This window comes from Azohydromonas australica DSM 1124, assembly GCF_000430725.1.
Taxonomy (GTDB): domain Bacteria; phylum Pseudomonadota; class Gammaproteobacteria; order Burkholderiales; family Burkholderiaceae_C; genus Azohydromonas; species Azohydromonas australica.
This window is the reverse complement of the sequence record NZ_AUMO01000063.1, coordinates 1-22,644: the sequence shown is the minus strand read 5'-3', so window position 1 is coordinate 22,644 and position 22,644 is coordinate 1. Positions and strand designations below refer to the sequence as shown.

The 22,644-nt window shown below is 64.0% G+C and carries 18 protein-coding genes and 1 pseudogene; 16 read left to right on the top strand and 3 right to left on the bottom strand.

What is annotated here, in order from left to right; translation table 11 throughout:
* Window positions 1-93 precede the first annotated feature (93 nt).
* The 3 genes and pseudogenes from H537_RS42250 to H537_RS0110530 form a co-directional block, all read right to left on the bottom strand.
* A pseudogene (locus H537_RS42250) lies at window positions 94-1,710 on the bottom strand (efflux RND transporter permease subunit); the annotation flags it as partial.
* Entirely contained in the window at window positions 1,707-2,789 is a 1,083-nt protein-coding gene (locus H537_RS42245) for a WD40/YVTN/BNR-like repeat-containing protein (protein WP_238446654.1), read from the bottom strand. The gene H537_RS42245 and the pseudogene H537_RS42250, both read right to left, overlap by 4 nt.
* Window positions 2,790-2,861: 72 nt before the next feature.
* Window positions 2,862-3,992 (bottom strand): FAD-dependent oxidoreductase, encoded by a 1,131-nt coding sequence (locus H537_RS0110530; RefSeq protein ID WP_028997888.1) that lies wholly within the window; start codon window positions 3,990-3,992, stop codon window positions 2,862-2,864.
* Window positions 3,993-4,186: 194 nt separating this feature from the next.
* Here H537_RS0110530 and H537_RS0110525 point away from each other — a divergent pair, with 194 nt between their 5' ends.
* The 16 genes from H537_RS0110525 to H537_RS54890 all read left to right on the top strand — a co-directional run.
* Window positions 4,187-5,137 carry a LysR family transcriptional regulator gene (locus H537_RS0110525; protein WP_028997887.1) on the top strand — a complete coding sequence of 317 codons (951 nt, stop codon included), beginning with the start codon at window positions 4,187-4,189 and terminating at the stop codon, window positions 5,135-5,137.
* Window positions 5,138-5,301: 164 nt separating this feature from the next.
* Window positions 5,302-6,450, top strand: coding sequence for a fumarylacetoacetate hydrolase family protein (locus H537_RS0110520; protein WP_238446653.1), 1,149 nt, complete (start codon window positions 5,302-5,304; stop codon window positions 6,448-6,450).
* Between the two features lie 3 nt (window positions 6,451-6,453).
* Window positions 6,454-7,521 (top strand): VOC family protein, encoded by a 1,068-nt coding sequence (locus H537_RS42240; RefSeq protein WP_084150582.1) that lies wholly within the window; start codon window positions 6,454-6,456, stop codon window positions 7,519-7,521.
* A 117-nt stretch (window positions 7,522-7,638) separates the two neighbouring features.
* The gene (locus tag H537_RS0110510; protein ID WP_028997885.1) at window positions 7,639-8,688 is read left to right on the top strand and encodes an amidohydrolase family protein; all 1,050 of its coding nucleotides are present in this window, start codon (window positions 7,639-7,641) and stop codon (window positions 8,686-8,688) included.
* Between the two features lie 31 nt (window positions 8,689-8,719).
* A complete protein-coding gene (locus H537_RS0110505) occupies window positions 8,720-9,844 on the top strand; it encodes an FAD-dependent oxidoreductase (RefSeq protein ID WP_028997884.1) in 1,125 nt (374 codons plus the stop codon).
* Window positions 9,845-10,191: 347 nt separating this feature from the next.
* Window positions 10,192-11,190: a fumarylacetoacetate hydrolase family protein gene (locus H537_RS0110500; RefSeq protein ID WP_084150581.1), complete on the top strand. Its 999-nt coding sequence runs from the start codon at window positions 10,192-10,194 to the stop codon at window positions 11,188-11,190.
* Complete coding sequence (locus H537_RS0110495) at window positions 11,187-12,140, top strand: C-terminal binding protein (RefSeq protein ID WP_043458529.1); 954 nt, start codon at window positions 11,187-11,189, stop codon at window positions 12,138-12,140. The genes H537_RS0110500 and H537_RS0110495 overlap by 4 nt, the downstream gene beginning before the upstream one ends.
* Before the next feature lie 21 nt (window positions 12,141-12,161).
* Window positions 12,162-13,454, top strand: a complete 1,293-nt coding sequence (gene eno / locus H537_RS0110490; RefSeq protein ID WP_028997881.1) for a phosphopyruvate hydratase — start codon at window positions 12,162-12,164, stop codon at window positions 13,452-13,454.
* Window positions 13,455-13,456: 2 nt separating this feature from the next.
* Window positions 13,457-14,467, top strand: a complete 1,011-nt coding sequence (locus tag H537_RS0110485) for a phosphotransferase family protein (RefSeq protein ID WP_043458528.1) — start codon at window positions 13,457-13,459, stop codon at window positions 14,465-14,467.
* Between the two features lie 596 nt (window positions 14,468-15,063).
* A complete protein-coding gene (locus tag H537_RS0110480; RefSeq protein WP_043458533.1) occupies window positions 15,064-15,471 on the top strand; it encodes a nuclear transport factor 2 family protein in 408 nt (135 codons plus the stop codon).
* Between the two features lie 648 nt (window positions 15,472-16,119).
* The gene (locus H537_RS42235) at window positions 16,120-17,049 is read left to right on the top strand and encodes a VOC family protein (RefSeq protein ID WP_051242343.1); all 930 of its coding nucleotides are present in this window, start codon (window positions 16,120-16,122) and stop codon (window positions 17,047-17,049) included.
* Entirely contained in the window at window positions 16,956-18,122 is a 1,167-nt protein-coding gene (locus H537_RS0110465) for a fumarylacetoacetate hydrolase family protein (RefSeq protein WP_211234988.1), read from the top strand. Before H537_RS42235 ends, H537_RS0110465 begins: the two co-directional genes overlap by 94 nt.
* Window positions 18,101-19,840, top strand: a complete 1,740-nt coding sequence (locus H537_RS0110460; RefSeq protein ID WP_238446652.1) for a DUF1302 domain-containing protein — start codon at window positions 18,101-18,103, stop codon at window positions 19,838-19,840. Before H537_RS0110465 ends, H537_RS0110460 begins: the two co-directional genes overlap by 22 nt.
* A 24-nt stretch (window positions 19,841-19,864) precedes the next feature.
* Entirely contained in the window at window positions 19,865-21,208 is a 1,344-nt protein-coding gene (locus tag H537_RS0110455; RefSeq protein ID WP_028997876.1) for a DUF1329 domain-containing protein, read from the top strand.
* Window positions 21,209-21,262: 54 nt separating this feature from the next.
* Entirely contained in the window at window positions 21,263-21,850 is a 588-nt protein-coding gene (locus tag H537_RS0110450) for a cytochrome b (protein ID WP_064735945.1), read from the top strand.
* Window positions 21,851-22,265: 415 nt separating this feature from the next.
* Window positions 22,266-22,644 (top strand): ferredoxin reductase domain-containing protein (locus H537_RS54890; protein WP_502527945.1); only part of this gene is annotated, 379 nt, incomplete at its 3' end.

The window sequence follows — 22,644 nt, the reverse complement described above, 5'->3', positions numbered from 1 at the left end:
CAGCTTGGTCTGCAGCCACGGCAAGGGTCTGTTGCTTCATCCTGCCCTACCGTACCAGCCCCTCCTGTCGCAGACCTTAATCGGCGTTGCCTTAAGACCGGAAAGTACCCTGCGATTGAGCAAGGCCAGCGTGTTGGTGCTCTCCACACCGTCGATCTGGCGCAACTGCCACTCCAGCGCATCAACCTTGTTGAGGGTCTCGTACTGGGAGCATTGACCATCCGGGGTTTTGACCATGACCGCCAACACGTCGCTTGAAGCGCCGTAAGCCGCATTCATGAACGAGACGTCGCGGTTGTAGCGGCTGTCGGCACGCAACTCAGGGGCGCCGGGATCCAGGTCGCCGATCTTCAGTTGCGTGCTCAGCGCAAAGCCTGCCGCGCCGAGCACGGCAGCCGTGGTGACGGCCGCCGTGGCATAGGGACGTCGCGTGAAGCGGTCGAGCCAGGCCCATAGCTTGAGGCGTTCTTCGCCTGCAGCATCGGCGGCTTCCGCGCGCAGGCTGCGCTGAGCAGCCTTGGCGCTCACCCCCGTGTAGCTCAACAGGATGGGCAGCAGGATCAGGTTGGTGAAAATCAGCACACCCACGCCGATGGAGGCGGCAACGGCAAGCTCACGAATCACCTGGATGTCAATCACCAGCAGGACTGCAAATCCCACCGCGTCAGCAAGCAGCGCTGTAAGGCCGGCAAGGAACAACCGGCGGAACGTGAAGCGCGCGGCCACCAGCTTGTGCATGCCGCGGCCCACGTCCTGCATGATGCCGTTCATCTTCTGCGCGCCATGGCTCATGCCGATGGCAAAGACCAGGAACGGCACCAGGATCGAATACGGGTCCAGCGAGTAGCCCAGCAGTGGCAACAACCCCAACTGCCATACCACGGCCGTAATCGATGCCACGACAACAAGTGCCGTAGAGCGCACGCACCGCGTGTACCAGTAAACCATGGCCGTGGCGATGGCCACCGCCAGCGCAAAGAACGCCAGCACCGCGCGGACGCCTTCGATGAGGTCACCCACGATCTTGGCGAAGCCCGTGACATGGATCTTTACGCCTTGCGCCTCGTATTTCGCACGCAGCGTCTCGAGGTTTTGCGAAAACTGTGCATAGGACAGCGGACGGCCTTCAGCATCCTGCGCCAGCAAGGGCACGTAAATGACCGACGACTTCGCATCCAGCGCCACCAACTGGCCCACCTCACCGGAGCGGGCTATGTTGGCCTGGAGTTTTTGCAGGCTCGTCGGCGAACCGTCGTACCCGTCCGGGATCACCGGTCCGCCCTCGAGCCCGTCCTCGGTAACACCTACCCAGCGTGTGTTAGGCGTCCACAGCGACTTCATGTGCACGCGCGCCACGCCGGGGACAAGAAACACCTCGTCGGACAGTTGCTTGAGCGTCTCCAGATACTGTGCGTCGTAGATCGTGCTCTTCGGGTTCTCCACCGCAATGCGCACGGCGTTACCCAACCCGGTGAGCTCCTTCTGGTACTGTAGGTAGTTGGCGATGAAGGCCTGATGGGTAGGTATGGTCTTTTCGAAGCTGGCGTTGAGCTGCAGCCTTGTGGCCTGCCAGCCCAGCAGTGCAGTCACGAGAGCGCATAGTGCGACGATCAACGCGCGGTGGTTGAACAGTGCGCGCTCAATAAGAGAGCCCGAGCGGGGATTGAACGGTTCCGAAGACGGATGAGAGACGGTGGAGGTCGAGATCATGGGGTCTGCCCCTTTTGTGCCTGGGTCGGAGCCTGTAGCTCAACGCGCCGCGCTCCCTGGATGGACAAGGCCAGAACGCTGCCGCTTCCAAGCGGCAGCACCGCGCTAAGCGGCGGCAGAGCCCCGCTAGACAGCGGCTGCAGCGCGACGTCGCGGGCACCAAGCACCATGCCGGCTTGGTTGGCGAAGATCAGCGAACCATCGGAACGGAGCGCAGAGGCCGTGATCGATACCGGCACAGGAGATGAGAGCTGCGCCCACGTGGTGCCGCCGTCCCTGGAACGCCAGACATTGCCGCGCAGTCCCGCAACAACAATCTCATGCTCGCTGGGCAGTTCAGCCGTGAAGAAACTGCCCTTGTAGGGAGAGTCCAATTGCCTGAAGGACTGACCTGCATCTGTGGACTGCAGCAACAACCCTTGCTCCCCAGCCACGACAATATGGCTGCCGCGCTGGCGCAACGCGTAGAGATGCAACTCCTTGGGGTTGTCCATGCGCGCGCGCCATGAACTCCAACTGGCGCCGCCGTCTCCCGTATAAAGCGCCAATCCGTAGGCACCCACCACCAACACCCGCTTGGCGTCCATCACCAGAACATCAAGCAGCGGCTTGTCCGGGCCGTCAGCTTGCAGCGCCTGGGCAGACTTCAACGCGGCGGCGTCGCCGCTGACCCGAGCAGCCTCAAACTCGATCTGCGCAATGCGCCGACCGTCAAGCCTCAGCGTCCAGCTCTGACCACCGTCGACTGTGGTGAGCACCGTGCCGCCGTGGCCCACGGCATAGCCGCGCTGTGCGTCAGCAAAGCGCACCGCGGTAAGGGTGACGCTCACCGGCGTAAGCGCCTGGTGCCAGGACGTTCCACCGTCGTCGGACAACGCCACGATGCCCCGCTCGCCCACGGCCACGACACGACCTCCAGCTTGCGCGGCCCCCAGCAGCACTGCGCGAGCAGCCTGCCGTGCGGGCACCGCAGGTCGCTGCAGCGCAGCGTCGACACTCGATGGCGCGACCGGAGCTGCTGCCCCGGGCAACGCGGCGGCACACAGGCCGGCCACCAGCACGGCCGACATGAACTTCATGGCTTGTCTCCTGTTGATGTTGGTTGCGAGCTCGTCCCTGAGCTCTACGTGTTGCAGCAGCGCTGCCGGCCTTCAAGCCTGACGGGCCACCACTTCGCCTAATGCCACTGAGAGCGCTTGCAAATCAGTAGAAGGTTCAGGCTCGGCATCCCAGCGCGCGGCCATGGACGTGATCTCATGGATCCGGCGCACGCGCGGCAGCCGGCGCGCGGTGAATGCCTTGACCAACGCTTCGGCGTCACGGGTCTGCGCCAGCAACTCACCTAGCACCACCGCATCCTCAAAACCCAGGGCCGCCGACTGCCCAAAATGCGGTGGTATCGCATGCGCACAGGTTCCTACGGCCAGCACGCCTTCAGGGCTCCATGGATCGTCCAGCAGGCCATTGAAAATCGGCCGACGGATGACTTCCGTGCCTTCGTGCACCTGCAACGCCAGCTCTCGAACCTGGGGCGCAAAAGCAGCCAGTGAGCGACGCAGGTGTGCCGAGGCTTCATCCATGGGCACGCTGACCGCGTCTTGGATCGGCTCCACCAGCACAACACTGGCGCGGTCTGCGCGCACCGGCACGACATGCACCTTGTGGCCCTTGCGGCCCATGGCCATGCATGGGCGATCAAGTCGAACGGGACGCTGCACCGTCGTGTACCACCAAGCCTGGCTGTCCGTGCGTGGAGGCTGGGCCAGTGGAAACAGCGCGGTACGCAAAGGCGTTTGTGCACCGCCAGCAAGCAGTACGAGGTCGCATGGCATCTCGTCGCCTGATGCAACTTGCAGCCATGGCTGCCCACGGCGGCGGCGCACGTCCTGCACCGAAGCATTGCGCAGCAGCGTCACACCGGCTCGCTGCGCCGCTTGCGTGAGCACCTGCAGCAGCACATCAAGCTCGATACCGAGCGCTGCAGGATAGAGCGGCCCTGCGAGACGCTCTGTGGACAGCTTGACCAGCACCCGCCCGACACGGTCCACCACGTCGATACCGTGATACACGAAGCCAAGCCGAGCGCATTCACCAGCCACGCCCAGCGCCAGCAACTCGCGCAGCATGTTGGGCATCACGTTCACATGTGCGGGCATCGAACGCGGCGCTCCCATTGCGTCCAGGACGGTCACCTGCAGCCCGTGCCGCGCTGCTGCCAGTGCACAGGCCAAGCCAGTGAGCCCGGCGCCGACCACGCACACGCGCTCGATGCGCCGCATCATCGCGCCGCTCCTCGGTGGCAATGGCCCATTGCGTGTCTCCTGTCTCCGTCGTTATTTGGTCAAGCAAAGGTTACGGAGACTTCAATCATTGCGAAAATGATTTGTATCCATGCGACGAATCAGCCGCACTCATAGTTTTAGGGTTATCCCGCAGCACATCGGTTCGGCCTGTGCACGAACACAAAGGAGACAACATGCGTTTCAACAAGCTTGACCTCAACTTGCTGATAGCCTTGGACGCACTGCTGACCGAGCGCAATGTCAGCCGCGCCGCTGCGCGGGTTCACCTGACGCAATCGGCGCTTAGCAACGCGCTGTCGCGGTTGCGTGAGTACTTCAACGACGACTTGCTCACACCTGTGGGACGGCGTTTCGAGCTCACGCCGCGCGCTGAGGCGCTCAAGGACGTGATACGCGACCTGCTTGTTCGGATCGACAGCGCCCTTGCCACACAACCGGATTTCGAGCCCACCACCTCGGACCGGGAATTCATCCTTTTCGTGTCCGACTACACGATGACGATGCTCATGCCACGCGTCCTGGACTTGGCACGCCAGCAAGGCAGCAACGTCCGGTTCAAGCTGCTGCCCCAGATAGCGGAGCCCTACCGTGCCCTGGAGCGCGCCGAAGTGGACTTGCTCGTTATCCCCACGGCCTACTGCTCGCCAGACCATCCCACCGAGATTGCTCTCCAAGAGGATTTCGTATGCGCCGTATGGAGCGGCAGCGCCATTGCGCACAGTGGTGAGTTGACGCTGCAACGCTACGCCGATGCCGGGCATGTAGTGATGCAACCGGCCGACACGTCGCAGCCATCCTTCGAGAAATGGCACATGGAGCGCTATGGCCTATCGCGGCGCATCGCCGTGAGTACGTACAGCATCACTGCAATGCCGCATCTGCTGGTCGGCACGGAGTTCATTGCCACGGTGCACAAGCGCCTGGCGCTGAAGATGCTTCCGGCCCTGCCACTGAAGTTGTTCCCGTTGCCGCTGTCAATGCCGGCCCTGGACCTGGCCATACAGTGGCACAAGCTGCGCTCCCAGGACCCTGGACTGGTATGGCTGAGGTCACTGCTGATGCGGGCCGCCGCAGCGCTGGACCAGGAGCCAGCCGCATTGGTCAATGCACAGGAGCATCCATAGCACGGCTTCCGCAGTCCACGTCACAAGCTCGCTTCGGCGGGCTTTTTCTTTTCCCTTGCAACCGTGGTCGGCACAGGCTGCAACGGCACCTTGACGTGGTTGCACGCCCCAGCAAAGACGAGGCATTCGGGTGAACCCTGATATTTGCGCGATTGATTCTGCGAATGAAAAGAACTGATTTTTCTGCGTACACCTCAATCGCTACTCTGCGCGCCATCGAATCCCTCGACCCTTTCATGACTCAGGACATCGCAATGGCATTGGCAGAGAAGCACACGAGGTTTGCGCTCGGCACCTTCTCCCACGCAGGCTGCCCACCCTTCGCCGGCCTGGTACTGCTCGATGGCGAGCGGGTCGTTGCCGTGGACGCGCTCCGCGCCCTTTGCGCCGCGTGCGGTCATCCAATGCCCGAAGCCAGCTCGACGCTGTCACTGATCGAGCACTGGCCAGCCAGCCTGACGGCGTTGCAGGCAGCCGCAAACGCCTTGTCGCAGCCCTCCACGGCGGCTGCACGCATGGCCGCTGATCTTCTTGTTCCGATGTCTTCGTTGCGTGTGCATCCCCCCGTGGCGCCACGTCAGATCTTGCTCAGCGGCGCGAATTATTTCAAGCACGTGGTGGACATCATCGTGGACCTGGGTCCCGGCAAGACGCCATGTACCGATGGCATGGACCCATCGCAGCTGCGCGCTTATGCCGAGGATCTGATGCGGCGACGCCAGCGCGAAGGGGATCCCTACATCTTCAGCAAGCCGGTGTCGGTGCTCAGCGGTGCGTTCGATCCGATCGTCCTTCCGCCCGATGCACTGCAGCCTGACTGGGAGCTGGAGTTGGTCGTGGTGATCGGGGAAGCTGCCCGCCACGTCAAGCGCGAGGATGCCTTCAAGCACATCGCGGGCTACACCATTGCCAACGACATCACCGACCGCGGCCGCATCTGGACCAGGGGCGACATGAAGGCCATGGGCACGGACTGGATCTCATCGAAGTCCAGCCCGACTTACCTGCCGGTGGGCCCGTACATCGTGCCGGCATCCCACGTGGCCGACCCACACGACCTGCGCATCGAGCTCAAGCTCAACGGCGAAGCCAAGCAGGACGAGAGCACCGACGACATGATCTTTGGCGTCGCACGGCTGGTGGAGCATGTTTCCAGCGTCGTGCAACTGCTGCCTGGCGATCTCATCTGCACCGGCTCGCCGGCAGGCAACGGCACCCACTACAACCGATTTCTGCAGCCCGGCGACGTCGTCGAGGCTTCCATCACCGGGCTGGGCTGCCAGCGCACGCCCGTCATTTCCGAAAGGACCTGAACCATGGCCATCATTGGCATCGAGACCGTGCTCTACGGCGTCGACGACGTCCAACTGTGCACCCGCTACTTCACCGATTTCGGCTTGCCGCTGCTGGAGAGCAGCGACGAGCATGCGCACTTTCGCCTCGATGAAGGCAGCAACGTCATCATCCGCCACATCAGCGACGATGCAATCCCTAAATCCGCGCTGGTGGGCACCGGCGTGTGCGAGGTCATCTGGGGGGTGGACCGCCAGGACAGCCTGGACCGCCTGGTGAACTCCCTGGCGGTCGACCGGGAGGTGCGTTTCGATGCCGACGGCACGGCGCATTGCCTCACCGACGATGGGCTGGCCGTGGGTTTCCGCGTGTTCCGCAAGAACCCCGTGTATTCCTCGCCGGATCCAGTGAACTCACCGGGCAACATCAATCGCATCAACACGCAGCGCAAGTGGAAGGCCAAGGCGCGCCCCAAGACCATCCAGCACGTGGTTTTCCAGTCGCCCGACCCTGACAAGTCCTGGTCGTTCTACCGGGACCGCCTGGGGTTCAGGCTCAGCGACGTGCAAAAGGGCTTCGGCATCTTCGGCCGTGCCGACGGCGCCAACGACCACCACAACGTCTACTTCCTCAACGCCAAGCTGCCCTTCCCCGGCCTGGACGGCAACCTGCGCTTCGACCACGTCAACTACGGCGTGGAGGACCTGGACGAGGTGATGGTCGGCGCCAACTACATGCAGCGCCGGGGCTGGCCCAAGTCTGAATGGGGACTGGGACGTCACCGCATCGCCTCCTCGATCTTCATGTACCTGCCGTGTCCGACTGGCGGTCAGGCCGAGTACGGCGCGGACTCCGACTATCTGGATGACAGCTGGGTTCCGCGCGTGTGGAACCCGATGTTCGGCTTCTTCAGCTTCATCCACAACATGGCGCCTTTCATGCTCGATGCGGCACCGTGGGAGTGGGAGTACGCCCCGGGCTACACGCCGGTGCCCGATGCTCGGTTGGCTGACCTGACACGGGCCATCGATCCAAAGAAGGCGCACCCGCAGGCCGATGTGGCGCCGCCGCAGGCACCTGGCTTCTCCTGATCCGGCCAGCGGCGGCCACCCGAGCCGGCGCTACACATGCGCCGGCTTCCGTACATTCTTTGCTGAACCACCATGTGGATCCATACCTGCCGTCACCCGGCCTGCTGTCCCGCTGAGATGCCTACCCGCTCGGGCGGCAGCGCGGTACGTCGCCGGCTCAACCATCTCACCATCGACCTGCACTGCCACGTGCTCGTGCCGGCTGTCGAGGAACTCCTGGCCGGCCGGCCGGAGAAGGCTGCCGAGCCCGGCATCATGTGCAAGACCATGGGCGAAGCATCCGTGGCGCACAACAACGCCGTCATGCTGCCCATGGCGGGGCCCAAGCTCACGCGCATCGAGCAACGGCTGGCCGACATGGAGGCCATTGGCGTGGATGTGCAGGTGATCAGCCCTTCACCGAACCAGTACTACTACTGGGCCGAGCCCGAGCTGGCACTCGAGATCGTTCGGCTGCAAAACGAGCACATCGCGGCGCTTTGCGCCGAGCATCCCAAGCGCCTGGCCGGCCTAGGCACGGTGGCACTGCAGCACCCACAACTTGCCTGCGAACAGTTGGAGCACGCGGTAAAGGCGCTGGGCCTCAAGGGCGTGGAGATCTCCACCAGCGTCAATGGCCGCGAGCTCTCCGATCCGGCGCTGGCGCCCTTCTGGGCCAAGGCCGGGGAACTTGGCGCGCTTGTGTTCATTCACCCGTTCGGCAGCACGCTGAGTGAGCGCACCAGTACGCACTACCTCGTCAACACCATCGGGCAGCCGCTGGAGACCACCATCGCGCTGTCGCACCTGATCTTCCACGGCGTGCTGGACGCCCATCCCGGGCTCAGGATCATCGCCGCGCACGGTGGCGGCTACCTGCCCACGTACATCGGGCGTTCGGACCATGCTTTCAAGGTACGGCCTGAGGCCGCCCTCCAGACCAAGAAGGCGCCCAGCGAGCACATCAAGCGCATCTGGTTCGACACCGTCCTCTACGACTCCATGGCGCTGCGCCACCTGGTGGACCGAGTGGGCGCGTCGCAGGTCGTCGTGGGCACGGACTACCCCTTCGACATGGGGCAGTACAGCGTCCACGCGCTGGTGGAGCAAACCCCGGGGCTCGATGAAGACGACATGGCGGCAATCCTGGGCGGCAACGCCGCGGCGTTGATCGGCTGGCTGGCCTGACGCCCCAGAGAACCAATACAAGGAGATGAACATGACACGCAAGGTCCTCGTCGTCGGTGGCGGCATCGCAGGCATGTGTACCGCCATCGAACTGCGCAAGCGCGGCACTCACGTCGATCTGGTGGAGATTGATCCCGACTGGCGCGTCTATGGTGCTGGCATCACGCTCAGCGGCGCCACGTTGCGCGCGCTCACCGAGATCGGCATCATCGACGACATCATGAAGCACGGGTGGTGTGCCGATGGACTCGACATCCTGGCCGCCGACGGCACCAAGATCAGCGAGATTCCCACGCCGCGGCTGGTCGCGAGTCGGCCCGACGTGCCCGGCGGTGGCGGGATCATGCGGCCTGTGCTGGCCCGCATCCTGCGCGAGCACACGCTGCGCTCTGGCGCCGCCGTTCGCTGCGGCACGACCTTCTCCTCCATCGAGCAGGACGCTGAAGGGGTGGAGGTTCGCTTCACCGACGGTCGCCAGGAGCGCTATGACCTGGTCGTTGGCGCCGACGGACTGATGTCGAAGGTGCGTGATCTGGTGTTCCCGGACGCGCCGAAGCCTGTTTATACCGGCCAGGGCTCCTGGCGTGCGGTCGTCCCGCGCCCGGTTCACATCACGCACGCCACGATGTGCGTTGGCCGTCTGGTGAAGGCCGGCGTCAACCCGGTATCCAAAGATGAGATGTACCTGTACGTCACGGAACGGCGTGAAACGGCCGAGTTCATCGACGAGTCCAAGTGGGCCGACACGCTGCGCGGTGTGCTGCAGGAGTTCGGTGGACTCATCGGCGAAATCCGCGACGGTCTGGGCGCCCACTCACGCATCCTCTATCGGCCGTTCTTCGCGGTGCTGCAACCGCGGCCGTGGCATCACGGCCGTGTGGTGATGCTGGGTGATGCGGCGCATGCGACCACCCCGCACCTGGCCTCGGGCGCAGGCATCGGGGTCGAGGACGCCATCGTGCTGGCCCAGGAACTTGGGAAGGCCGCCGACATCGAGCTGGCGCTGCAGTCCTTCACCGAGCGCCGTTACGAGCGCTGCCGCATGGTGGTGGAGAACTCTATCGCCCTGGGCGAGATGGAACGCGTGCAAGCCCCCAAGGAGGAGCACCAGGCCCTCATGCGCCAAAGCTTGGGCGCACTGATGACACCTATCTGAAGCGGCCGGCCAGCCGCGGTGCGTTCATTGCATCCCGGGCATGGCGCCCCGCGGCCAGCCCTTCTGTCACAAAGACAACGATATGCGCCCTTGCGGCTATTTCTCCGGTGCCGAGCAGCGCACTTGCAAGCAGTGGCACGGGACTTTCAGCGCTCCCAAGGTGGCGGACAAGACCATCTGTCACGCGATGCGGTGTGAAGGCACCCTCCTCCATCATGCCTCGGCCTGTGTCGACGTGGCTGTTTTCAGCGCGCATGCGCATCCTGGCTTTCCTTCGACATGTGCAGCAGGCCATGCGACGGACGGTGCGCGGATTGGCGGCAAGGCATCAGGAGTAAGAACTACACATGAAACGCACTGACATGGCAGCTCCCAGACTCGCGCTGGCACGACTGTCGGTGGCGGGATGTACGCCCTTCCCCGCGCTGGTTTCGAATGGCAGCGCACAGGCGCTGGACGGCTGGCACGGTGCCTGCGACGGCTCCTTGCAGGGTTCGCACTCCATGGACGCGTTGCTGCGGGCCTGGTCAGCCAACGGCGCGCTCTTGCGCGCGGCGGAACTGGATCCGGCTGTGGCACGGCCGCTCGCGGACTTCCGCGTCCACGCCCCGCTGGTGCCGCGCCAGGTGTATTGCACCATCGGCAACTACCGGGAGCAACTCGTCGAGGCGGCGCTGGACGCCGAGCCGTCGCTGTGCGCAGAGGAAGCCCAGGCGCGGCGCGGCGCCGTGCTGCAGACCGTGGAATGGCGCCGCCGCGAGGGGGCGCCTTACGCATGCGTCAAACCCAGTGCCGCCGCGGCCGACCCCTACACCTCGCTCCTGATGCACCCGGACGAGCGTACGCTGGACTGGGAAGTCGAGATTGGCGTGGTCATCGGCCGCACGGCACACCGCGTGCCGGTGGAGCGGGCGCTGGAGCACGTGGCCGGCTACTGCACCGTCAACGACATCACGCTGCGCGAGCGCGTTTTCCGTGCCGACCCGAAGGCCATGGGTACGGACTTCCTCCAGGCCAAGGGCGGGCCCGGTTGGCTGCCCATCGGCCCGTGGCTGGTACCTGCCAGCCACGTGGCTGATCCGCAATCGCTGCACCTCACGCTGCGCTTGAACGGCCGCACCATGCAGGACGGCGACGCCTGCGACATGGTGTTCACCATCGCGGAGCAGATCGCTTACCTGTCACACCACACCCGGCTCGAGCCGGGGGATCTGATCTGCACTGGCTCGCCCGCGGGCTTCGGCATCCACCACGGCCGCTACCTGCAGCCTGGCGACGTGGTGGAGGCCGAAGTGGTCGGGCTGGGCCTGCAGCGCCTCCACCTCCTGTCCTGCGAGACCTCATGACTGCTTCAACCGTTCTAGTCACCGACTTCGCCTGGCCCGACCTTGACATCGAGCGCGACGTGCTTGAAGGCGCCGGGCTGCGCCTGGTGGCCGGCCCCGCCTCGCCGGCCCCGGCCGACACGATCGCGGCGCTGGTGCGCGAGCACCAGCCCTCCTCCATCCTGACCTGCTGGGCACAGGTCAACGCCCAGGCTGTCAACGCCAGTTCCCGGCTGCAGCATGTTGGCCGGATCGGGGTGGGCCTTGACAACATCGACGTGGCCGCCTGCACGGCTCGAGGCCTGCCGGTGACCAACGTGCCCGACTACTGCGTTGAAGAAGTGTCCGACCACGCCGTTGGCTTTGCGCTGGCCTGGACACGTGGCCTGGTGGCGTTCGACCGCGACGTGCACGCGGGCCGCTGGGATCCCGCCAAGGCACGGCTGCGCCGGCTGTCCGCACTGACCGTGGGCCTCGTCGGCTACGGCCGCATCGGCCAGGCCAGCGCCCGCAAGTTTGCCGCCTTCGGCTGCCGCGTGCTGGCCAACACGCTGACGCCGCCCGCACGGTCCACAGGTGTGGAATTCACCGAGCTGGACACCCTTCTGACGCAGAGCGACATCGTGGTGCTGCACCTGCCACTCACCCCCGAAAGCCACCATTTGATCAATCGCTCTCGCATCAACGCGATGAAACCCGGCGCGCTGCTGGTCAACGTCAGCCGCGGCGGCATCGTGGATACCGACGCGGTAGTCGAAGCCCTCGCCAGTGGCCACCTCGGTGGCGCCGCACTCGACGTGATCGAGTCCGAGCCACAGGTGCCTGCGGCGCTGCTGGCCCAGCCCGGCGCCTTGCTGACCCCGCATGTCGCCTTCAGCTCCGACGCCTCGCTGGCCGAACTGCGCCGGCGCGCCGCCGAAGAGACGGTACGTGTACTGAGTGGCCGGGCACCCCTCAACCGCTGCAACTGACACCTCCCACCGACACATCACATGAAAACTGCCATCCAGGGCGTACGAGCCCGCCAGATCCTTGACTCCCGCGGCCGCCCCACGGTGGAGGCCGACGTGCTGCTGGCCGACGGCAGCTTTGGCCGGGCCTCCGTGCCGTCGGGCGCTTCCACCGGCAGTGCCGAGGCACATGAGCTGCGCGACGGTGACGCGGAGTACTACGCCGGCCTCGGTGTGCTGCGTGCGGTGGATCACGCCAACGGCGAGATCGCCCGCGCGCTGCAGGGCCGCGATGCCACGGCGCAGCGCGACATCGACGCGCTGATGCGCGAGCTTGACGGCACGCCGCAGCTCGCCCGTCTGGGCGCCAATGCAGTGCTGGCTGTCTCAATCGCCTTGGCGCGCGCCGCTGCAGCGGCGCAAGGTCTGCAGCTATGGCAGTACATCGGGCGATTGGCCGGTGTGGCGCAACCCTCGATGCCAGTACCCATGGTCAACATCCTCAGCGGCGGCCTGCATGCGTCGCGCGGGATGGACGTGCAGGACTTCCTGGCCATCCCGGCTCGCGCTGGTTCGATCGCCGAGGCCATCCATACCATCTCGCGCGTACGCAACGCCGCTACCGAGGAAGCACGTGCGCGCGGGCTGCCCACGCTGCTCGCCGACGAGGGTGGCGTCAGTCCAGGACTGGAGACGGGCCGCGACGCGCTGGAGATGATGCTGCGCATCATCGAGCGTGCGAGGTTGCGCCCCGGCGAGGACGTCGTGATCGCCATTGACGTGGCTGCTACCGCGCTGCAGCGCCTCGACGGCCGCTACGGCCTGGCCCGCGAGGGCCGCGAATGCAGCGCCGCCGAGATGATCGACATGCTCGCCGGCTGGGTCCAGGACTTCCCCGTCGCCTCCATCGAAGACGGCCTGGGCGAAGAGGACTGGGGTCACTGGCGCACCTTGACTGCACGGCTGGGCAGTGACGTGCAGCTTATCGGCGATGACCTCTTCACCACGCATCCGCAGCGCCTGGCGCGCGGCGTGCAGGAAGGCGTGGCCAATGGCGTGCTGGTCAAGGCCAACCAGAACGGTACGCTCACCGGCACGCTGGACATCATCGCGCAGGCCAAGGCCGCGGGCTATGCCAGCGTGGTGTCGGCCCGCTCGGGCGAGACCGAAGACGCGTTCATGTCCGACATCGCCGTGGGCACGGCCGCCGGCCAGATCAAGATCGGCTCGCTGCGCACCTCCAGCACTGTGGCCAAGTACAACCAGCTGCTGCGCATCGAGGAGGCCAGTGCCGCCCCCTATGCCGGCTTGCAGGCGCTCTCCAGGAAGCGTTGACCATGGACGCCATGCTCGACGATTTCCTCACGCGCAGTGGCCTCGCGGCAGCTGGTGAGCCGCGGTGCTGGACGCCACTCACCGGCGGCGTCTCTTCCGATATCTGGCGGGTGGACGTGGCAAGCGACCGCACCTTCTGCGTCAAGCGCGCCTTGCCCAAGCTGAGAGTGGCCGCACACTGGGAGGCACCGGTGTCGCGCAACGCCTACGAGTGGGCCTGGATGCAGTTCGCCGCCCGCGTGCTGCCCGGTGCCGTTCCGCAACCGCTAGCGCACGATGAGGCGGCCGGCCTGTTTGCCATGAGCTTCCTGGCACCGGAGCAGCATCCCGTGTGGAAACAGCAGCTGCTGGCCGGCCGTGTCGAAGTCGCCACCGCCGCGGCGGTGGGCGCCGCACTGGGCGCGTTGCACCACGCCAGCGCTGAGCGCGCTGCCGATCTTGCACCAGCGTTCGACACCGCGGGCAACTTCTTCTCACTACGCCTGGAGCCCTACCTGCTGGCCACGGCACGACGTCATCCGGCACTGGCACCGCAACTGGAGGCGTTGGTGGAACGCACCGCGGCGCACCGCAGTGCCCTCGTGCATGGCGATGTCAGCCCGAAGAATATCCTCGTGGGTCCGCACGGGCCGGTGCTGTTGGACGCGGAATGCGCCTGGTGGGGCGATCCGGCATTTGATCTCGCGTTCTGCCTCAATCACCTCCTGCTCAAGGCGGTGCCGCAGCCGGACTGCACAAAGGCGCTGCACCAGAGTTTTCAGGCCCTCACGGCGGCGTACTTCGATCGCATTCGCTTTGAACCGCGTGCAGAGCTTGAGGCGCGTGCCTCGGCGCTGCTGCCCGCGCTGTTGCTTGCGCGGGTGGATGGCAAGTCTCCTGTGGAATACGTGACACAGGACGCGCAACGTGAGCGCATCCGCGCTTGTGCCATCCCGGCAGTGAGGCAGGCGCCCGCAAAGCTGGAAGCCCTTGCTCAGCGCTGGTTCGCCGACTGCGCCGACATGCCAGCCTGAACCGGCGCACTGGCCGGATTGCCGCTTCGTGGCCTGGCTGTCCCGTTGTGCAAGGAGGCCACATGCCGGCCGGGACTTTTTCAGCCGCAAGCTCGGCGCCCTCCATTGCCGCGGCACATGACATGACTCTCGAATATGGAGTGGCGCGTCGGGCAACGCAAGCAGGTGCGCTCTTCAGCACCGGTGAGACACGCTGGCGCCCGACCTGGGTGACCAGCGGCCGCTCTTCAGTCCATACGACACGTGCAGCGGATCTCCAAGGTGGGGAGCGGCAGTCGCCGGCGAAAGCGCCACAGATCCAGCTTCACTCCTCCGACCAGGCCATCAATGCCGCTGCGACACAGCCAGCTTGCACGAAGCTGCACGGCGACGCAGCGTCTTTCCCTCGGCTGATGTTCGTGAATTAGCGCTTCCGCATACGGTGCAAGGAAGGGCGTCACAAACATTTCGGTGTGCGATTGATGTTCACGGCAAATGCCCTGTTCTGCTGGCGCAGGCGGTTCAGAAGTACTTCTCATGCCTTACCGGCTGTCCTTTTCGCTTCCCTCCTGATCGACGGAGCCCTTTGGAGATAACCAATGACTATGGCCCATACCATGAACCAAGCCCTTGTTGAGACCCTCTTGTCGCTGGAGCAGCAACGCTGCGACGCCATCGTGCGACAGGACTGGTCTGCGTTGAGCGCCTTGCTGTCCAGTCGGCTGGTGCATACCCATACCCGGGGCAATACCGACACCCGCGAAAGTTACCTGGACTACATCAGCCGCGTAATCGAGACACTGGACGTACAGCGTGAGGAACTGCGTGTGATACCGCTGGGTGAGGACGCGGCCATGCTGCTGGGCAGGCAAACCAACCGCGCACGCCGGCGTGGACAAGCTGAAGAAGTACAGGTTCAAAGCGCAGTGACGCAAGTCTGGGCCCGTGAGGAGGACGGCAAATGGCGCATGGTGGCTTTCCACGCATCGGCACTCGGCGCACTGCCGCCGGCCGTCTCCCGGTGAGCATTTAGCCCGACTGCAGCAGCCTGGAAGGCGAGCGCGCATCGCTGAAGGTGCGGTGGTTGCACGCACGGCCGCACCCAATACCGGCGGCTTGGCATCAATGCTGTTTGCAAACCACCTTTTTTGTACAGCCGCGGTGGCGGTCCTGCGCCGGTCCGGCCTCGGCCCTTCCTTCCCTCACCACTGCAGCACGGCTGGGGCTGCCACGCAGCGAGCTCACTTGCCTTGCCAGACCAGGTCGCTACGTCTTATCGGCGGCCAATGCGGCCAGTGTTGTTGATTTCAGTGGTAAGCCTGTACCCCGTCACCATCACGTCATCGTCGGTCTGCAGGACCAACGCGCTCGCGACTGCAACGATGTGGCTTGGGCAAATACCGGCCGCACTCCAGGGAATACCCTTGGTGTTCACGAGACTCATAGCTCGTGTGAAAACAACTCATTTTGTCGGCACATGCTGGTTGCGTACGCTTGTCTCCGTTGACGCATTGCTGCATTCAAATCAAAAAGAGTTCTCCGAATTTATGTTGAGCGGGCAACGCCAGTAGCAGCCAGACGATGCAGCTTCGCAGTACAGCAGCCTCTGGTGGCGAGCTTTGACTGCATGCGGCCTGAAGTAACCAAGAACACTGATTCATATAGGAGCTTCCATGCTTCGACTCAAAGCACTGCACCACGTGCACGTCCAAGTGGCCGATCTGGCTGAGAACGAACGCTTTGCTACGGCGTTCGGATTCCACGAGGCCGGCCGCGAAGAAGCGAAGATCTACTTCCGTACCTCCGGCAATGATGCCTACAGCTACGTCGCGCAGCCCGGTGAACAAACCCAGCTGTGCAGCATCGCCTTTGCAGTCGAGTCATATGAGGACCTGGAGTCCGCAGTGCGCGAGAGAGGTGCGACGCCTGTCCGTCCCCTGACCGGACCCGGTGGCGGCGAAGCGGTGAGCCTCACGGACCCCGAAGGCAACATCATCGACCTGGTGTACGGCATCAAAGAACGACAGCCCGATGCAATGCGCCGACCCATGGCGCACAACCATCCGTTGGCAAGGATGCGATTTAACGAAGCGCATGACTACCCAGCCATGGGCCCTTCCACACTGCTGCGCTTGGGGCACATCGGCTTGTTCATCAAGGATTTCAAACGCTGTGACGAGTGGTACCGCAACGTGCTGGGCTTGGTGGCCAGTGACCAGTTGCACATAGGCGGCGCCCAGTATGTGGGCGGCTTCTACCGAATCAACCGGGGCGCTGAATGGGTTGACCACCACGCCATCGCCTTCTTCGCCTTTGGAAAGAGCGAAGTGCACCACATGTCGTTCGAGGTCCCGGACAGCGAGCACCAGTTCATCGCTCACCGCCACATGCAAAAGGGCGGCTGGGAACCGGTATGGGGCGTGGGTCGCCACCCGCTTGGCAGCCACGTGTTCGACGTGTGGAAGGACCCCAATGGCCTTCGTTTCGAGACCTTCACCGACACCGACGTGTGCAACAACGATCGTCCCATGGGTATTCACGCGATCGAGGCGTCGGAAATGGATGTCTGGAGCAACGATCCAGCGACAAAGTACTTCGCCTGAATGCAATCTCGCCATCCACCTTTGACGACGCCATGACTGTATCTGACAACATTCACCCTGCCACGGGACTGCGCCACGGCAGCTTCGGTATCGGTACCTTCTCCGACGGAAATCGCTGCTTTGCGGCCCTGGTCAAGCCTGACGGCCGCGTCATGGACCTTTCGTCCAGGTTTCGCGACACGCACCAGATCTTCGACGACTGGCAGCGCAACTTCGACGCGCTGGTGGACCTGGACGCGAGAGCCGATGCGGCTCAACACGACTTCGCGGCACTGCGATCGCTGCCCCCGTTGGCTCATCCCAACATGCTGTGCGCCGGCTCCAATTACAAGACGCACGTGGCACAGATGCTGACGAAGAACAAGTTCAATCAGCACAACCGCCTGCCTGGTGAGAGTGACGAAAACTTCTTCAAGCGCAACTACGCCTTCATGGAGCGCCGCGCCCGGGAAGGTACGCCGTTCTTCTGGACCGGCCTGCATTCGTCCCTGGTGGGGGCCAATGAGGACGTCGTGCTGCCGGTGCTGGGCGAGCAGCCCGATTGGGAACTGGAGCTGGGCGTGGTGGTGGGCCGCCACCAGCGCTACGCCTCGGTGGACGAGGCGCAGGGCCTGATCGCCGGCTACGTCATGGTCAATGACCTGGGCACCGTGGATATCTTTCGGCGCACCGACGTCCACTTTGGCTACGACTGGATCGGCAAGCACCAGCCGACGTTCAAGCCTGCGGGTCCGTTCATCGTGCCGGCTGCCTTCATTCCAAGCATCGACGAGATCCGCATCGAGCTCAAGGTCAACGGCAAGCCCATGCAGGACTGGCCGGCCAACGACATGATTTTCACTCCCGCGCAGTACCTGGCCTATGCCTCGGAGCGCGTCAACCTGGTTCCTGGCGATCTGCTGATCATGGGTTCGCCTCCAGGCAACGGTGCACACCATGGCCGCTTCCTGCAAGACGGAGACGTCATCGAGAGCACCGTCACGTATCTGGGCCGACAACGCAACCGCTGCGTGAAGGAAATGGCATCCGAGCGTCCGTTGGCCTTTGGCCTGTGGAAGAACTTGATGAATTGAATATTTCCCCCGGCCGGGCTCCGGTAGCTGGCCTTGATACCTCGACACAACGACACCAAAAGGAGACGCTCTTGAAGCACACCCCAAAGAAGGCGGGCCGCTCGGCTCTGCCAGCGCTGAACGCCATTGCAGCCGCCATGCTGGTCTGCCATGGCACGCAGGCCGCACAAATCGACACCGGCAACCCCGACCTCAAGCTGCGCTGGGACAACACGTTCCGCTACACGGCCGCAGCCCGGGTCAAGGACCGTGACCCGAGGGTCTTCGGCGGTGCGGCCACCGACAAGTACGCCGCGGGGGCAACGCGCGACATCAACGCCGACGACGGGGACCGCAACTTCAGCAAGGGGCTTATCTCCAATCGGCTCGACGTGCTGTCGGAGATAGACCTCACCTGGGGCGACTACGGCGCGCGCGTTAGTGCGGCGGCCTGGTACGACGATGTCTACAACCGCAGCAACGACAACGACTCGCCCGCTACCGTCAACAAGCTTTCCGGGGCGTACAACGAGTTCAATTCCGGTACCCGCTCGCTGCACGGTCGCAAGGCAGAGTTCCTGGACGCCTTCGTGTTCGGCAAGTTCAATGCTGGCGACATGCCACTGAGCCTGCGCCTGGGCCGCTACGCGCAACTCTATGGCGAGAGCCTCTTCTTTGGCAGCAACGGCATCGCCGCAGGCATGGCGCCCACGGACATCATCAAGCTGCAATCGGTGCCTACGGCGACCGCCAAGGAAACCACGCTGCCCGTAGGCCAGTTGGGCGCCCAGCTGCAGATCAGCCCTGCGCTCACGCTTGGCGGCTACTACCAGTTCGAGTGGCGCAAGAACCGATTTCCCGGTGTAGGCAGCTACTTCTCCACCACGGACTTCATCTTTCCCGGCGCCGAGATGGGCTATTTCGGGCCGTTCCGCATTCCCAAGGCTGCGGACCAGGAGGCACGCAACAGCGGCCAGTTTGGCCTGCAACTTCGCTACTCGCCCGAGTCCGTCGACGCGACCTTCGGTCTCTACGCGATCCGCTACCACGACAAGAGCCCGCGCTTGTACCTGAGCGTGGCGCCCGGCGCTGCGGGCACCTACCGTGAGGCGTACCACGAGGGCATCCAGGCATATGGTGCGAGCTTCAGCACCAATGTTGGAGACGCTGCGATCGCGGGCGAAGTGTCATACCGGCGAAACGCGGCCCTCGTGAGCCTGTCACAGCCGGCCACGGCCGGCTTCGATAACGCAGACAACCCGGGCTATGCCGTGGGTTCCTCTGCGCACGCCAACCTCAACGTGTTCTACACGTTGCCCCGCACGTCGATCTGGGACGGTGGCTCGCTGCTGGCCGAAATCGCCTTCAACCGCCGCTTGGGCATCGACAAGCGACCCGTGGCGCTGGATCCCAACACCTCCCGCGACGCGACCGCGCTGCGCGTGGTGTTCTCCCCGCAGTTCCTCAATGTGTACCCAGGCCTGGACTTGTCCACGCCGGTCGGCGTGGGCTATGGCGTGTCGGGCAAGTCGTCGGTCGTTTCCGGCTTCTCGGTGCTGCATGGCGGGGACGTGAGCATCGGCCTGAACGCGACCTATGAACAAGTCTGGGACATGCGACTGAACTACGTGCACTACCTCGGCACGCCAGGTCCGTCCAGCATCAACGGCAGCAGCACATTCCTGCAGCCGCTCAAGGACCGCAACTTCGTCTCGCTTTCGGTGCAGCGGGCGTTTTAAAGAAGACTTGAAGGAATCACGATCATGAAGATATCGCGTCACCTCGTGCTGAGCGCCATGGCTGTGGCCTGTGCCCAGGTTGCCGTGGCCGGTGTGTCGGCCGACGAGGCCGCCAAGCTCAAGAGCGAGCTCACGCCGCTCGGGGCCGAAAAGGCGGGCAACAAGGACGGCACCATCCCTGCCTGGACGGGTGGTCTGTCCGACCCCAAAGCCCCGCGAGGCGGACGCCGGCCCGATCCGTTCGCCTCGGAAAAGCCCCTCTTCTCGATCACGGCCCAGAACCTCGCGCAGTACGCCGACAAGCTCGCTGAAAGCCAGGTGGCAATGTTCAAGAAGCATCCCACCTATCGCATCGACGTCTATAAGACGCATCGCACGATGGCGGCGCCGCAGTGGGTGTACGACAACACCCTCAAGAACGCCACCAAAGCATCACTGACCAAAGACGGTGCCAAGGTAGAGAGCGCTTACGGCGGCATCCCCTTCCCGATCCCTAAGAGCGCCGAGGAGGTGATGTGGAACCACCGTCTGGCATGGCGCACACCGGGCTGGCATCAGGACTTCAACGTCTGGCTCGGCACGGGTGGCAAGCTGATCTTGGCATCGTCCGGCCAGGCTGATTACTCGATGCCCTACTACTACAAGGACAAGGCCTCGGACTTCAAGGGCGTGATGTGGCAGATTCGCCAGCACACCGTCGCGCCCGCCATTCGTGCCGGCGAGGCCATCATTGGCCGCGAGCCCATTGACGACACGGCAGGCAACCAGACCTGGACGTACGTGGCGGGCCAGCGCCGCGTGCGCAAGTTGCCGGTTTCGACATACGACGTGCCCACGCCTGCGTCGGCCGGATTGCTCAACTTCGATGAAATCAACGTCTTTGCCGGCGCCATGGACCGCTACGACTGGAAGCTTGTGGGCAAGAAGGAGGTCTTCATCCCCTACAACAGCAACAAGTTCCTGCAGCCCCAGAAGGATAGCGACGTGCTGGGCCCCAACTTTCTCAACCCGGATCATGTCCGTTGGGAACTGCACCGGGTGTGGGTGGTCGAGGCCAACCTCAAGCCCGGCATGCGCCACACGAAGCCCAAGCGCCGTTTCTACTGTGACGAGGACTCGTGGGTGTGTGCCCTGGGCGACAGCTGGGATGCCAAGGGACAGCTCGTCAACGCCGCTTGGCACTTGAGCTATGTCGCGCCCGAAGCACCGGGTTTGCTCAAGGGCGCGTTTGGCGTCTACGACCTGATCACCGGTGACTACGTGGCCAACAGCGTCCTCAACACCTTCCAGGACCAGATGCCGGTGACCGAGCCCAAGTCCGACTCCTACTTCACGCCTGAAGCGATGGCGGCTGACGGCGTGCGCTGATAGCCGCCCCTTTCGTGACAGGCAGGGCCTCCAGGCCCTGCTGGAGTTGAGCCCATGAATACTCAAGCTCTGGTCGGAAAACCCGATCCCACGGTCCCTGCGTTGCAAACCAGCTACCACGCCGGGTCTGCTGTGCTGCATTGGCTCACGGCGCTGCTGGTGCTGGCCCTCGTGCCGCTGGGGGCCAGCCTGGATGGCCTCCCGCGGGTACAGGCAAGCTTCATGTACTACAACATTCACAAGTGGCTCGGCGTGACGGTCTTTTTCCTGACCTGTGCGCGCCTGCTGTGGCGACTGCGGCATCCCGCCCCAGCTCTTGCGCCGTCCATGGCGCTTTGGGAACGGCGGGCAGCCAAGATCGTGCATGTGCTGCTGTACACGCTGCTGTTGAGCATTCCATTGGTGGGCTGGATGGGCAGCTCAGCCGGAGGCTACCCCGTGGTGCTCTTCAACGTTCTGCCGCTGCCCGCGCCGGTGCCCAAGAGCAAGGAACTCGACGATCTCCTGAGCGGCATCCACGGCATCCTCGCCTGGACACTGGTGACGCTTGCGGGATTGCACCTCCTGGCTGTGATCAAGCATCAATTCATGGACGGTGACCGTGTTCTTTCGAGAATGGTTGACGGCTTGAAGCGACGGTGAGGCGAAAGGCGTAAAGCCATTGAGGGCTGAACGGCTGTTGCAGCCCTCTGTCCTTTGCGGCGATGGCACCGTGATGTTCGCCTCGCATCTAGCTGATGCACCGCCGCATGACTTCTGTTGTCAGAACAGGATGACCTGCTGATTGTCCGCTGCAGTGAGAAAAAGTGCAGTTGTCGATGGGGCCGCGGGTACCGCCTCAAGCGGCATGCGAACGAACCCGCGAACTGGCTGCTTCCAGGCAAGCCATCAGTCTGGCCGAAACGTCATGGGCGTTGAGTCGACACAGGGAAACCGTTATGCTCTTGATAAATCAACTAATTGCTCATTACAACGATTTTGCCCATTCTTGCGCCACATCGCGACTTGAGGCTCCAGTCGCTGACCGCCCGTGCGGAAGATGCCTCCCAGCAGCACCATGAACACCCTGTCAGTCGCCGTCGTATCCAAGGTCACCGAGGCCCAGGACATCTGCAGCTTCGAGTTCGCTGCCGCCGACGGGCTGCCGCTGCCGCCGTTCGAGGCCGGTGCCCATGTTGATGTCCACATCGGCGATGGCTTGGTGCGGCAGTACTCGCTGTGCAATGAGCCCTCCGAGCGCCACCGCTATGTCATCGCGGTGCTCAAGGACGCGTCTTCGCGCGGCGGCTCCATGGCCATGCATCCCGGCCAAGGCCAAGGTGAAGTCCTACACCGTGGTGGAAAAAAACTAGGACGGCAAAGCCAGCTGATCGGCCAGTTGCTCCAAGTTGGCGAGGTACTGCTCGGGATTGCGCCGGAACCGGGTGCGCTGCACG